This window comes from Pseudomonas wadenswilerensis (assembly GCF_024749185.1).
Taxonomy (GTDB): domain Bacteria; phylum Pseudomonadota; class Gammaproteobacteria; order Pseudomonadales; family Pseudomonadaceae; genus Aquipseudomonas; species Aquipseudomonas wadenswilerensis.
Map to the genome: position 1 here is coordinate 5,194,805 of NZ_CP087191.1, position 13,103 is coordinate 5,207,907.

Annotated in this window: 11 protein-coding genes; 1 reads left to right on the forward strand and 10 read right to left on the reverse strand. The window is 59.7% G+C overall.

Features of this window, described 5'->3' with window-relative positions:
* Nucleotides 1–10: 10 nt before the first annotated feature.
* The 4 genes from LOY45_RS23835 to LOY45_RS23850 all read right to left on the reverse strand — a co-directional run bounded on the left by LOY45_RS23835 (nucleotide 11) and on the right by LOY45_RS23850 (nucleotide 5,254).
* Complete coding sequence (locus LOY45_RS23835) at nucleotides 11–1,324, reverse strand: HlyD family type I secretion periplasmic adaptor subunit (protein ID WP_115085075.1); 1,314 nt, start codon at nucleotides 1,322–1,324, stop codon at nucleotides 11–13.
* Nucleotides 1,305–3,095: a type I secretion system permease/ATPase gene (locus LOY45_RS23840; RefSeq protein WP_115085074.1), complete on the reverse strand. Its 1,791-nt coding sequence runs from the start codon at nucleotides 3,093–3,095 to the stop codon at nucleotides 1,305–1,307. The genes LOY45_RS23835 and LOY45_RS23840 overlap by 20 nt, the downstream gene beginning before the upstream one ends.
* Before the next feature lie 239 nt (nucleotides 3,096–3,334).
* Nucleotides 3,335–3,850: a single-stranded DNA-binding protein gene (locus LOY45_RS23845; protein ID WP_115085073.1), complete on the reverse strand. Its 516-nt coding sequence runs from the start codon at nucleotides 3,848–3,850 to the stop codon at nucleotides 3,335–3,337.
* Nucleotides 3,851–3,859: 9 nt separating this feature from the next.
* Complete coding sequence (locus tag LOY45_RS23850; protein ID WP_115085072.1) at nucleotides 3,860–5,254, reverse strand: MFS transporter; 1,395 nt, start codon at nucleotides 5,252–5,254, stop codon at nucleotides 3,860–3,862.
* A gap of 129 nt (nucleotides 5,255–5,383) precedes the next feature.
* Here LOY45_RS23850 and uvrA point away from each other — a divergent pair, with 129 nt between their 5' ends.
* Nucleotides 5,384–8,218, forward strand: coding sequence for an excinuclease ABC subunit UvrA (gene uvrA / locus LOY45_RS23855; protein WP_115085071.1), 2,835 nt, complete (start codon nucleotides 5,384–5,386; stop codon nucleotides 8,216–8,218).
* A 133-nt stretch (nucleotides 8,219–8,351) separates the two neighbouring features.
* Here uvrA and bfr read toward each other — a convergent pair whose 3' ends face one another.
* From bfr to rpsK, 6 genes are all read right to left on the reverse strand, one after another.
* Nucleotides 8,352–8,816 (reverse strand): bacterioferritin, encoded by a 465-nt coding sequence (bfr, locus tag LOY45_RS23860; RefSeq protein WP_045200027.1) that lies wholly within the window; start codon nucleotides 8,814–8,816, stop codon nucleotides 8,352–8,354.
* A gap of 155 nt (nucleotides 8,817–8,971) precedes the next feature.
* A complete protein-coding gene (locus LOY45_RS23865; RefSeq protein WP_115085070.1) occupies nucleotides 8,972–10,420 on the reverse strand; it encodes a catalase in 1,449 nt (482 codons plus the stop codon).
* A gap of 173 nt (nucleotides 10,421–10,593) precedes the next feature.
* Nucleotides 10,594–10,980, reverse strand: a complete 387-nt coding sequence (gene rplQ / locus LOY45_RS23870; RefSeq protein ID WP_002555463.1) for a 50S ribosomal protein L17 — start codon at nucleotides 10,978–10,980, stop codon at nucleotides 10,594–10,596.
* Nucleotides 10,981–11,023: 43 nt separating this feature from the next.
* Nucleotides 11,024–12,025, reverse strand: a complete 1,002-nt coding sequence (locus LOY45_RS23875) for a DNA-directed RNA polymerase subunit alpha (protein ID WP_003186012.1) — start codon at nucleotides 12,023–12,025, stop codon at nucleotides 11,024–11,026.
* Between the two features lie 22 nt (nucleotides 12,026–12,047).
* Nucleotides 12,048–12,668 carry a 30S ribosomal protein S4 gene (rpsD, locus tag LOY45_RS23880; RefSeq protein ID WP_010220321.1) on the reverse strand — a complete coding sequence of 207 codons (621 nt, stop codon included), beginning with the start codon at nucleotides 12,666–12,668 and terminating at the stop codon, nucleotides 12,048–12,050.
* 15 nt (nucleotides 12,669–12,683) lie between these two features.
* On the reverse strand, nucleotides 12,684–13,073 hold the full coding sequence (gene rpsK / locus LOY45_RS23885) for a 30S ribosomal protein S11 (RefSeq protein WP_002555466.1): 390 nt from the start codon (nucleotides 13,071–13,073) through the stop codon (nucleotides 12,684–12,686).
* Nucleotides 13,074–13,103: the final 30 nt, after the last annotated feature.

A 13,103-nucleotide genomic window follows, 5' to 3' on the forward strand; every position in this document is an offset into this window, starting at 1 on the left:
ATGCCCACGGTCATTCCTCGATCATTGATTGAGACATGACATCGCGGGCCGGCTGCATCAAGTACTGCAACAGCGTGCGTTGCCCGGTGATGATCAACACGTCCGCCGGCATCCCCGGCAACAACTTGCGCTCACCCAAGGTGCGCGCGCCCTTTTCGGTTACCCGGACCCGCGCCAGGTAATAGGCTGCCCCGGTCTTTTCATTGGTAAGCCGGTCAGCCGACACGCTGCTGACCTCACCTTCGATCACCGGGGTTGTCGAACTCTTGAACGCACCGAAACGGATATCGGCGCGCTTGCCGATGGCAATGCGATCAATATCCACTGGCGCCACCTGGGCCTCGATGACCAGTTCGGAAACCGATGGAACGATGTCCAGCAACGGCGTCGCTGGCCGCACTACCCCACCAATGGTGTGCACTGTCATGCCAATCACCATGCCCGCATCGGGCGCACGGATGACGATATGGTTGAGCCGGTCTTCCAGGGCCGAGGTTTTCTCTTGCAGGTCATATATCCGGGTCTGGACCTCAGCCAGTTGCTTGGCAACGTCGGCATTAAAATCCTTGTCGACTTGCAGAATCTGCAACTGCGTTTCGTTGATTTGCAGGCGCGTCCGGTTAATAGCGGAACGGTGATCCGCCACCTCCGACCTGAGCATCCCCAGCTTGCGCTCCTGTTCGAGCAGACGTTGTTTGTCGACGAACCCCTGATGCAGCAGATCGCTCAACTCTTTGATTTCACCACTGTAGGATTTCTCCAGGCCAACCTTGGCAGCAATCATCGACTCCAATCCCTTGATCTGTTGATTCAACTGGCCAATGCGCTCGCGCAGCACCGCTATCTGGCCCAGCCGCGAACCCTGCCGGGCATTGAAAACCTGAGTCTCGCCCTGGCGCGCTTCCTCTCCTCGCAGGCTGGCGAGATCGGCGATCTGCCCAAAGCCAATCACCGGGAGCGTGTCGCGCTCGGCGATAAGCCTTGCCTCCATGGCACTGGCCGCAACCAACTGGCCTCTGGCCATCTCGTACTCGAAGCGTAGCTGGGCATCATCGAGAACGATCAACGGGTCATCACGCTTGACGATGTCCCCGTCATGGGCCAGCACGTCTTTGACAATCCCGCCTTCAAGATGCTGGACCGTTTTGCGATAGGCCTGCACGGTGACCACCCCCGGCGCGTAAGCGGCTCCGTCGAGGGGTGCAATTGCCGCCCAGGTGCCGAACAGGCCAAAAGTAATCCCCACAATGCCAAGGCCCAGGCGGCGGATTTTTCGATCTGCTATGGGCAGGTCGGCGAAGCTTTCAATTTGACGGTTGGGCATCGTAGAGGTCATTGCCATTGCCCTTGCTGGTCTCGACCGGGGCTACGCTGGCACCTGCTGGTGCTGGCATGGCGGGCTTTTGTACCGGCGGTTGCTGCGCGTTGAGTTCGGCCAGCACATGGTCGCGTGGCCCATAGAGACTGATAACCCCGGCTCTCATCACCATGAGCCGGTCAAGTTGCGAGACGATGTTGGTTCGGTGAGTAATTACAAAGAGGGTCGCGCCGGTCTGCTTGAGCTGCTGGATGGCTGCAGCCAGGGCGCGATCGCCGACGTCGTCAAGATTGGAGTTGGGCTCGTCGAGAATAATCAGCCGCGGGTTGCCATACAGGGCGCGAGCCAGCCCGATGCGCTGGCGCTGCCCTCCCGACAGCATGACGCCCTCGCTGCCAATGATGGTGTCGTAGCCATCAGGCAACAGCAAAATCATTTCGTGAACGCCAGCCGTCCTGGCAGCTTGAATGACTTTCGCCGAATCGACCTCGGCGAAACGGGCAATGTTCTCGGCGACGCTGCCTTCGAACAGTTCAATATCCTGAGGCAAATAACCAATATGCGGGCCAAGCTCCTGTTTGTCCCAGGCACTGATGTCCGCGCCATCCAGCCGGACCACGCCCTGCTGGGGCGCCCATACACCCATCAGTGCCCTGGCCAGTGTCGACTTGCCCGAGGCGCTTGGACCGATGATTCCCACCACGCAACCGGCAGGTACGCTGAAACTGATATTTTTGATGATCGGAGTTTTCGAGCCAGGTGCCGCAACAATCAGATTCTCGACCTGCACGTGCCCCTGGGGCGCAGGTAAAGACAGACGCTCGGGTTGCGCTTGTTGTTTGTCGAGGATGTCGTTCAGACGGCTGTACTGCGAGCGCGCGGCAATAAAGCCTTTCCAGCCACCGATGATCAGATCGATTGGGGCCAGTGCACGCCCCAGCAGCACAGCTCCCGCGAACACCATACCTGCGCCCACCTGATGATCCACCGCCAGGTAGGCCCCCAGTCCCAGCACCAGTGATTGCACCAGGAGCCGGAACGACCGGGAAAGCGTGCTGAAAAGCGCGGCTCGATCACTGGCCAGGGACTGCAGCAACAGCACGCTCCTCTGCCGACGCCCCCACCGATCCATCAGGGTTTCAAGCATGCCCATGGACTCGATGACCTCGGCGTTGCGCAGGTTCTTGGTGGTGTAGAGCGTTGCGCCGATATGCTCCTTGTTGGCTTGGGCCAGTACCGGTCCGGTCAGCCTCTCATTGATAAATGCGAGCAGTAGCAACAACACGGCGCTGCCCGTCGCGACCCAACCAAACCAGGGGTGAAACGCGAACATCACCGCGATATAGATCGGCAACCAGGGAGCGTCGAAAAAGGCGAACAGACCGTTGCCGGAAAGAAACTGCCTCAAGCCCGTCAAGTCGTTGAGCGACTGCGCCGAAGCATCCATGCCGCCACTTTCCAGAGCCCGCTTGAAACTGGCCTTATAAACCTGACGACTCAACAACACATCCAGCCGGGTACTGACCCGAATCATGATGCGCGAACGAACCCACTCCAGGGAGGCGAGCGTGATCAGCAGCCCGGTCATGATCAGCGTAAGCATGGCCAGGGTCGTCAGGCTTCCGCTAGCCATCACTCGGCCATATACCTGAAGCATATAGAAGGTAGGGACGAGCATTAACGCGTTAATGAAAAAACTAAAAAAACCAACAGAAACAAAGCTGTCTCTACAGGTTTTCAACGCGTGTTTCAGACTGTTTTCAGGTGTGCTTCGCATGGAAACCCCTGCTCGAAACCCCCATCCTGCTTGGAGCTTAGATCATGCCAAGGACCGCGTGTAGCAATTGGCCTGATCGTCTCAGGCAAGTCGCCTGCAGCAGGAAAAACCTGGCCTCAAGAAGCACCGAGGGGCGTTAGCAGAATTGAGTCAACAGGAAACTTCCCCCCTGAAATGACAAAGCCCCCGCAATGCGGGGGCTTTCAGAAGAAACTTTACGGGAAAGTCTCTACGGCTGGTCAGAACGGAATATCGTCATCAAAGCTGTCGAAGTCCGGAGCCGGCTGCGGTGCGGCCTGCTGTGGTGCTGGACGCTGCTGTTGCGGCGCGGACTGCTGCGGACGCGGAGCCTGCTGGCGTGGCGCCTGGTTGTAGTTGTTGCCGCCTTGCGGGGCGCCGTCCTGATTCTGTGGACGGCCGCCGAGCAGCTGCATGGTGCCCTGCATGTCGACGACAATTTCAGTGGTGTAACGCTTGATGCCGTCTTTTTCCCACTCGCGGGTCTGCAGCTTGCCTTCGATGTAGACTTGCGAACCTTTGCGCAGGTATTCACCGGCGATCTCGGCAACCTTGCCGAACATCGAAACGCGGTGCCATTCGGTGCGCTCGACCTTCTGGCCGGTCTGCTTGTCGGTCCACTGCTCGCTGGTAGCCAGGCTCAGGTTGGTCACGGCGTTACCGTTGGGCAGGTAGCGGACTTCGGGATCCTGGCCGCAGGTACCGACCAGAATGACTTTGTTAACCCCACGGGCCATAACGTTCTCCTAGGCTTCGCACGCGGAGGAAGCCGGGTTTACCAGGCGTTCCAGGGTCGTGCGATCCAAAATTTGTGTATCAAGTTTGATATAGATGGCGGCTTCATCGGCCACCACCACTGCGTCGGTCACACCCGGGACGGCCATCAGCCGCTCGGTCAGCCCCGCTTCCCGTACCGCCTCGGCCGATAACGGCATGCGCAGGCTGGTCACGTACGGCGGTTCACGCATGCTCAGCGCCACGCCCCACCACAGGGCACACAACGCTGCACAGCCAAGGAACACCGTGCTCAGGCCACCGTGCTGGAACAACCAGCCACCGAGAATTCCTCCCAGCGCGGCGCCAAGGAACTGGCTGGTGGAATACACCCCCATGGCCGTGCCCTTGCCGCCGGCGGGCGACACCTTGCTTACCAGTGAAGGCAAGGATGCCTCCAGCAGGTTGAAGGCGGTGAAGAATATCACGGTGCCGATCACCAGTTCGTGCAAGTTGTCTGCTGACAGCCAGAAGAATAGCTCGGTAAGCATCAACACACTGACCGCGCCCAGCAGGACACGTTTCATCTTGCGCTTTTTTTCGCCGTAGATAATGAACGGGATCATTGCAAAGAATGAAATCAGCAAGGCAATCAGGTACACCCACCAGTGCTCTTCCTTCGGCAGACCGCCACGCTCGACGAAGGCCAGCGGCAACGCGATGAAACTGGCCATCAGAATGGCATGCAGCACAAAGATGCCGACGTCCAGGCGCAGCAGGTCCGGGTGGCGCAGGGTCGGCATCAGCGCCTGCTTGGCGACCCCGGATTCGCGATGCTGCAGGGCGCCGTGGGACGGCGGCACCACAAAGGCAATGATCGCAATACCGACCACGGCCATGGCCGCCGTGGCCAGGAACAGCCCGGACAGGCCGAAGGCACGGGTGACCAGCGGGCCGACGACCATGGCCACGGCGAACGACAAGCCGATGCTCATGCCGATCATGGCCATGGCTTTGGTGCGGTGCTGTTCGCGGGTCAGGTCCGAGAGCAAGGCCATGACCGCGGCAGAAATCGCCCCGGCGCCTTGCAGGATGCGTCCGGCGATCACCCCCCAGATCGAGTCGGCCTGGGCCGCCAGCACGCTGCCCAGGGCAAAGATCACCAGCCCCAGATAAATCACCGGGCGGCGGCCGATGCGATCGGAAATCACCCCGAACGGAATCTGCAGGAAGGCCTGGGTCAGACCGTAGGCACCAATGGCCAGGCCGATCAATGCCGGAGTGGCACCGGCCAGGTCCATGCCATAGGTCGCCAGTACCGGCAGGACCATGAACATGCCCAGCATACGGAAGGCGAACACCAGGGCCAGGCCGCCTGCGGCGCGGGTCTCGCTGCCACTCATGCGTTCGCTGTGGGGATCGTGCATGGATAAACCTCGTGTGAACCGGCGGCGATTCTACCAGTCCCATCGCTTAACGGCATATACGCGACGCTTTGCCGCGTAATGGCATGGAGCCGTATACTCAACCGTTTATGCCCGCCGAGCGAGGCCGCAGTGGACAAGATCCTGATTCGTGGGGCACGAACCCACAACCTGAAGAACATCGACCTGACCCTGCCCCGGGACAAGTTGATCGTCATTACCGGCCTGTCCGGTTCCGGCAAGTCGTCCCTGGCCTTCGATACCCTGTACGCCGAAGGCCAGCGCCGCTATGTCGAATCGCTGTCGGCCTATGCCCGGCAGTTCCTGTCGATGATGGAAAAACCCGACGTCGACACCATCGAAGGTTTGTCGCCGGCGATTTCCATCGAGCAAAAGTCGACCTCGCACAACCCGCGTTCGACCGTCGGCACCATCACTGAAATCTACGACTACCTGCGTCTGCTTTACGCCCGCGTCGGCACCCCGCGCTGCCCGGACCATGACATCCCGCTGGAAGCACAGACCGTCAGCCAGATGGTCGACCTGGTGCTGGCCCAGCCAGAAGGCAGCAAGCTGATGCTGCTGGCGCCGGTGATTCGCGAGCGCAAGGGTGAACACCTGGCGGTCTTCGAAGAACTGCGCGCCCAGGGCTTTGTCCGTGCGCGGGTCAACGGCAAGCTGTTCGAACTCGATGAACTGCCGAAGCTGGACAAGCAGAAAAAGCACACCATCGAAGTGGTGGTCGACCGTTTCAAGGTTCGCGAAGACCTGCAACAGCGCCTGGCCGAGTCATTCGAAACCGCGCTGAAGCTGGCTGACGGCATCGCCCTGGTCGCCTCGATGGATGACGAGCCGTTCGAGGAGATGATCTTCTCCGCCCGCTTCGCCTGCCCGATCTGCGGCCATGCGATCAGCGAGCTGGAACCCAAGCTGTTCTCCTTCAACAATCCGGCCGGCGCCTGCCCGACCTGCGACGGCCTTGGGGTCAAGCAGTTCTTCGACACCAAGCGCCTGGTCAATGGCGAGTTGACCCTGGCCGAAGGCGCGATCCGCGGCTGGGACCGGCGCAACGTCTACTACTTCCAGATGCTCGGCTCGCTGGCCGCGCATTATGACTTCAGCCTCGAAATCCCCTTCGGCGAACTGCCGGCCGAGCAGCAGAAAGTCATCCTCCACGGCAGCGGCAAGCAGAACGTCGACTTCAAGTACCTCAACGACCGTGGCGATATCGTCAAGCGCTCACACCCGTTCGAAGGCATCGTGCCGAACCTGGAGCGGCGCTACCGCGAGACCGAATCGGCGACCGTGCGTGAAGAACTGGCCAAGTTCCTCAGCACCCAGCCCTGCCCGGATTGCCGCGGTACCCGCCTGCGTCGCGAGGCGCGGCATGTATGGGTCGGCGAGAAAACCCTGCCGGCGGTCACCTGCCTGCCGATCGGCGAAGCCAGCGGCTACTTCGGTGGCCTGAAACTGACCGGTCGACGTGGCGAAATTGCCGACAAGATTCTCAAGGAAATCTGCGAACGCCTGCAGTTTCTGGTCAACGTCGGCCTCGACTACCTGACCCTCGACCGCAGCGCTGACACTCTTTCGGGCGGCGAAGCCCAGCGTATCCGCCTGGCCAGCCAGATCGGCGCCGGCCTGGTCGGGGTGATGTACATCCTCGACGAACCGTCCATCGGCCTGCACCAGCGCGACAACGACCGTTTGCTCGGCACCCTCAATCACCTGCGCGACATCGGCAACACGGTGATCGTGGTCGAGCACGACGAGGACGCCATTCGCCTGGCCGACTACGTGGTGGACATCGGGCCGGGCGCCGGCGTGCACGGCGGCCAGATCGTCGCCGAAGGGACGCCGGCCGAGGTCATGGCCCATCCGGATTCGCTGACCGGCAAGTACCTGTCGGGCCGGGTCAAGATTGCCGTACCAGCCAAGCGTACTCCGCGTAACAAGAAGCTTTCGCTCAAGCTCAAGGGCGCGCGCGGCAACAACCTGCAGAACGTCGACCTGGACATCCCGATCGGCCTGCTGACTTGTGTGACTGGCGTGTCCGGTTCGGGCAAGTCGACGCTGATCAACAACACGCTGTTCCCGCTCAGTGCCACCGCCCTCAATGGCGCCAGCACCCTGGAAGCGGCGCCGCACGACAGCTGCGATGGCCTGCAGCACCTGGACAAGGTGGTCGACATTGACCAGAGCCCGATCGGCCGCACCCCGCGCTCGAACCCGGCGACCTACACCGGCCTGTTCACGCCGATCCGCGAACTGTTCTCCGGCGTCCCGGAGTCGCGCTCGCGCGGTTACGGCCCGGGGCGCTTCTCGTTCAACGTCAAGGGTGGGCGCTGCGAGGCCTGCCAGGGCGACGGCCTGATCAAGGTTGAGATGCACTTCCTGCCGGACATCTACGTGCCGTGCGATGTGTGCAAGAGCAAGCGCTACAACCGCGAAACCCTGGAGATCAAGTACAAGGGCAAGAACATCCACGAGGTCCTCGAAATGACCATCGAGGAAGCCCGCGAGTTCTTCGACGCGGTGCCGGCGCTGGCGCGCAAGCTGCAGACGCTGATGGATGTCGGTCTGTCCTACATCAAGCTCGGGCAGTCGGCGACCACGCTGTCAGGTGGCGAGGCGCAGCGGGTCAAGCTGTCACGCGAGCTGTCCAAGCGCGATACCGGCAAGACCCTGTACATCCTCGACGAGCCGACCACCGGCCTGCACTTTGCCGATATCCAGCAGTTGCTCGATGTACTGCACCGCCTGCGCGATCACGGCAACACTGTGGTGGTGATCGAGCACAACCTGGACGTGATCAAGACCGCCGACTGGATCGTCGACCTAGGCCCCGAGGGCGGCTCCAAGGGCGGGCAGATCATCGGCTTTGGTACGCCGGAAGACGTGGCCGAGATGAAGCAGTCGTACACCGGCTACTACCTCAAGCCGCTGCTTGAGCGGGATCGCGCCTGATGTAGGAGCGGCGGTGCGACTTGCCCCTCGATTGCGGTTTGTCTATCGCATCGCGGGGCAAGCCCGCTCCCACCAAGAGATCCCCAGATAACAAAAAGCCCCGCACTGGCGGGGCTTTTTTTGATCGGGAAAATTACATCTGCGATTGCAGGTAGTTTTCCAGGCCGATCGACTTGATCAGGCCCTGCTGCTTTTCCAGCCAGTAGGTGTGATCTTCTTCGGTATCGGCCAGCTGCAGGCGCAGGATGTCGCGGCTGATGTAGTCTTTGTGCAGCTCGCACAACTCGATGCCTTTGCACAGCGCAGCGCGCACCTTGTACTCAAGGCGCAGGTCGGCGGCGATCATGTCCGGCACGGTGGTGCCAACGTCCAGGTCGTCAGGACGCATGCGCGGGGTGCCTTCCAGCATGAGGATACGACGCATCAGGGCATCGGCGTGTTGCGCCTCTTCTTCCATTTCGTGGTTGATACGCTCGTAGAGCTTGCTCAAGCCCCAGTCTTCGTACATCCGCGAGTGAATGAAATATTGGTCACGTGCCGCCAGTTCGCCCGTCAGCAACGTGTTGAGATAATCGATTACGTCCGGGTGACCTTGCATCGCCCTGCCTCTCCCTGTGTGAAAGACATAGTTTGAACCAGGATGACCGGAAGGTCACTGAGAATCGGGCATAAAAGTGCAAAAAAGCGGGCAAACGGTAGTGATATTCATTGAAAAACCGCCCAAATGAGGGCGGTTCTTCTTATCACTTCGACTTAGGCGAGATTCAGGCCCAAAGCCTTGGCAATTCCTTCGCCATAGGCCGGATCGGCCTTGAAGAAGTGTTGCAGCTGGCGCTGAACCACGTCTTCAGTCACCCCGGCCATGGCGCCGGCGATGTTGCTGATCAGCAGGGCCTTCTGCTCCGGATTCATCAGGCGGAACAGCGCCCCGGCGTGACTGTAGTAGTCGGTGTCTTCGCGGTGATCGTAACGATCGGCGACACCGTTCAGGGCCAGTGAAGGCTCCGCGTACTGAGGAGCCTGCTTCGGCGCATTGGCGTAGCTGTTCGGCTCGTAGTTCGGTGCCGCACCGCCGTTGCTGCCAAAAGCCATCGAGCCATCACGCTGGTAGCTGTTCACCGGGCTACGTGGGGCGTTGACCGGCAGTTGCTGGTGGTTGGTCCCGACACGGTAGCGATGTGCGTCTGCGTAGGCGAATACGCGGCCCTGAAGCATGCGGTCCGGCGACAGGCCAACCCCCGGCACCATGTTGCTCGGGCCGAACGCCGCTTGTTCGACTTCGGCAAAGTAGTTCAGCGGGTTGCGGTTGAGCTCCAGCTCGCCGATCTCGATCAACGGGTAGTCCTTCTGCGACCAGGTCTTGGTCACGTCGAACGGGTTTTCATCGCGGCTGGCCGCCTCTTCCTCGCTCATCACCTGAATGCACACGGCCCATTTCGGGAAGTCGCCACGCTCGATCGCTTCGAACAGGTCGCGTTGGGCGTAGTCCGGGTCGGTGCCAGCCAGGCGCGCGGCATCGGCGGGGGCCAGGTTCTTGATGCCCTGCCTGGTTTTGAAGTGCCATTTGACCCAGGTACGCTGGCCCTGAGCATTGATCAGGCTATAGGTGTGACTGCCGAAGCCGTGCATGTGACGGTAGCCGTCCGGGATCCCACGGTCTGAGAACAGGATGGTGACCTGGTGCAGCGCCTCGGGCGAATGCGACCAGAAGTCCCACATCATCTGCGCGCTTTTCAGGTTGCTTTGCGGCAGGCGCTTCTGGGTGTGGATAAAGTCGGGGAATTTCAGTGGGTCACGGATGAAGAACACTGGAGTGTTGTTGCCAACGATGTCCCAGTTGCCTTCTTCGGTGTAGAACTTCAGGGCGAAACCACGTGGGTCACGCTCGGTATCGGCCGAACCACGCTCGCCACCGACCGTGGAGAAGCGCAGGAAGGTTTCGGTCTGCTTGCCAACGCTGTTGAACAGCCTGGCGCAGCTGTACTGGGTGATATCGCGGGTGACGGTGAAGGTGCCATAGGCACCCGAGCCTTTGGCGTGTACGCGGCGCTCAGGGATGTTCTCGCGGTTGAAGTGCGCGAGTTTCTCGATCAGGTGGAAGTCATCCAGCAACAACGGGCCACGCGGGCCTGCCGAACGCGAATTCTGGTTGTCGGCCACCGGCGCGCCGCTGGCGGTGGTCAGTATTTTGTTCTGGCTCATGCTCTCTCTCCCTATCGGTCTTGAACGGCCGGCTAATCGGCTCGGGATGAGTATCGACCACAACTATGACAACAACAAATTCATTAACTGATTCATATCAATAGATTATTACAATACATGCAGACACAAAAAACCGGGCACTAGGCCCGGCTTCTTGTTACAGACTGTTCGCCTTACTCAGCAGCTTCAACCGAGCCACCGACAGGACGATCAACCAGCTCGACGTACGCCATAGGTGCGTTATCGCCAGCGCGGAAGCCGCACTTGAGGATACGCAGGTAGCCGCCCTGACGGGTGGCATAGCGCTTGCCCAGATCGTTGAACAGCTTACCGACGATTTCTTTCGAACGAGTACGGTCGAAAGCCAGACGACGGTTAGCAACGCTGTCTTCCTTGGCCAGGGTGATCAGCGGCTCGGCAACGCGGCGCAGTTCCTTGGCTTTTGGCAGAGTAGTTTTGATCAGCTCGTGCTCGAACAGCGACACCGCCATGTTTTGGAACATGGCCTTACGGTGAGAGCTGGTACGGCTCAGGTGACGTCCACTTTTACGATGACGCATGGGTTCATTCCTTACCAAACACTACGTTCGGTGATTACGACGATCAGGCAGTCGCCTTGTCGTCCTTCTTAAGACTTGCAGGCGGCCAGTTGTCGAGGCGCATGCCGAGGGACAGACCGCGGGAGGCCAGAACGTCCTTGATTTCAGTCAAGGATTTCTTGCCCAGGTTCGGAGTCTTCAACAGCTCTACTTCGGTACGCTGAATCAGGTCGCCGATGTAGTAGATGTTTTCCGCCTTAAGGCAGTTAGCCGAACGTACAGTCAGTTCCAGATCGTCAACCGGGCGAAGCAGGATCGGATCGATCTCGTCTTCCTGCTCGACAACCACTGGTTCACTGTCACCTTTGAGGTCGACGAACGCAGCCAACTGCTGTTGCAGGATGGTTGCAGCGCGACGGATAGCCTCTTCAGGATCCAGAGTACCGTTGGTTTCCAGATCAATTACCAGCTTGTCCAGGTTGGTACGCTGCTCGACACGGGCGTTTTCCACCACGTATGCGATACGGCGAACCGGGCTGAACGAAGAGTCGAGCTGCAAGCGACCAATGCTGCGGCTTTCGTCTTCATCGCTCTGACGCGAATCGGCCGGTTCATAACCACGACCACGAGCTACGGTGAGCTTCATGTTCAAGGCGCCGTTGGACGCCAGGTTAGCGATTACGTGATCGGGGTTAACGATCTCGACATCATGATCCAGCTGAATATCGGCAGCGGTAACCACCCCCGAACCCTTCTTCGACAAGGTCAGCGTAACTTCGTCACGACCGTGCAGTTTGATAGCCAGGCCTTTCAGGTTCAACAGGATTTCAATGACATCTTCCTGTACACCTTCGATTGCCGAGTACTCATGGAGTACACCGTCAATCTCGGCCTCGACTACTGCACAGCCAGGCATGGAGGACAACAGGATGCGGCGCAGCGCGTTGCCCAGGGTATGGCCAAAGCCACGCTCGAGAGGCTCGAGCGTGATTTTAGCGCGGGTTGGACTGACGACCTGCACATCGATGTGGCGGGGCGTCAGGAACTCATTTACCGAAATCTGCATGGATGCACCTATTTTCTAGCCCTTACTTGGAGTAGAGCTCGACAATCAGGCTTTCGTTGATGTCGGCGGACAGGTCACTGCGAGCAGGAACGTTCTTGAAAACGCCCGACTTCTTGGCAGCATCCACATCTACCCACTCAACGCGGCCACGCTGGGCGCACAGTTCAAGGGCTTGAACAATGCGCAGCTGGTTCAGCGACTTCTCGCGAACCGCGACCACGTCACCCGGACGAACTTGGTAGGACGGAACGTTTACAGTCTTGCCGTTTACGCTGATCGCTTTGTGCGAAACCAGCTGACGGGATTCGGCACGAGTAGCGCCAAAGCCCATACGATAAACGACGTTATCCAGACGGCACTCGAGCAGTTGCAGCAGGTTCTCACCAGTAGCGCCCTTCTTGGAGGCCGCTTGCTTGTAGTAACCGCTGAATTGACGCTCGAGGACGCCGTAGATACGACGAACTTTTTGTTTCTCACGCAGCTGGGTGCCGTAGTCGGACTGACGACCGCGGCGCTGACCGTGGATACCTGGGGCTGCTTCGATGTTGCACTTCGATTCCAGAGCGCGAACGCCGCTCTTCAGGAACAGATCGGTGCCTTCACGACGAGACAGTTTGCATTTTGGACCAATGTAACGTGCCATTTATCTGTCTCCTGATTACACGCGGCGCTTCTTCGGCGGACGGCACCCGTTATGCGGGATTGGCGTCACGTCGGTGATGCTGGCGATCTTATAGCCACAGCCGTTCAGAGCACGAACAGCGGACTCACGACCTGGACCTGGACCCTTGACGTTGACGTCGAGGTTCTTCAGACCATATTCCAGCGCAGCTTGACCAGCACGTTCAGCAGCTACCTGAGCAGCGAACGGGGTGGACTTGCGGGAACCGCGGAAACCCGAACCGCCGGAGGTAGCCCAGGACAGAGCGTTACCTTGACGATCGGTGATGGTCACGATGGTGTTGTTAAAAGACGCATGGATGTGGGCGATGCCATCAACCACTGTCTTTTTGACTTTTTTACGAGGACGAGCAGCAGGTTTTGCCATTTCTAAATTCCTGTCGATTCGCTGGTGCGA

Coding starts and splice junctions, on each gene's coding strand:
- LOY45_RS23835 (WP_115085075.1), bottom strand. CDS start 1,324: ATGCCCAACCGTCAAATTGAAAGCTTCGCCGACCTGCCCATAGCAGAT.
- LOY45_RS23840 (WP_115085074.1), bottom strand. CDS start 3,095: ATGCGAAGCACACCTGAAAACAGTCTGAAACACGCGTTGAAAACCTGT.
- LOY45_RS23845 (WP_115085073.1), bottom strand. CDS start 3,850: ATGGCCCGTGGGGTTAACAAAGTCATTCTGGTCGGTACCTGCGGCCAG.
- LOY45_RS23850 (WP_115085072.1), bottom strand. CDS start 5,254: ATGCACGATCCCCACAGCGAACGCATGAGTGGCAGCGAGACCCGCGCC.
- bfr (WP_045200027.1), bottom strand. CDS start 8,816: ATGCAAGGTCACCCGGACGTAATCGATTATCTCAACACGTTGCTGACG.
- LOY45_RS23865 (WP_115085070.1), bottom strand. CDS start 10,420: ATGAGCCAGAACAAAATACTGACCACCGCCAGCGGCGCGCCGGTGGCC.
- rplQ (WP_002555463.1), bottom strand. CDS start 10,980: ATGCGTCATCGTAAAAGTGGACGTCACCTGAGCCGTACCAGCTCTCAC.
- LOY45_RS23875 (WP_003186012.1), bottom strand. CDS start 12,025: ATGCAGATTTCGGTAAATGAGTTCCTGACGCCCCGCCACATCGATGTG.
- rpsD (WP_010220321.1), bottom strand. CDS start 12,668: ATGGCACGTTACATTGGTCCAAAATGCAAACTGTCTCGTCGTGAAGGC.
- rpsK (WP_002555466.1), bottom strand. CDS start 13,073: ATGGCAAAACCTGCTGCTCGTCCTCGTAAAAAAGTCAAAAAGACAGTG.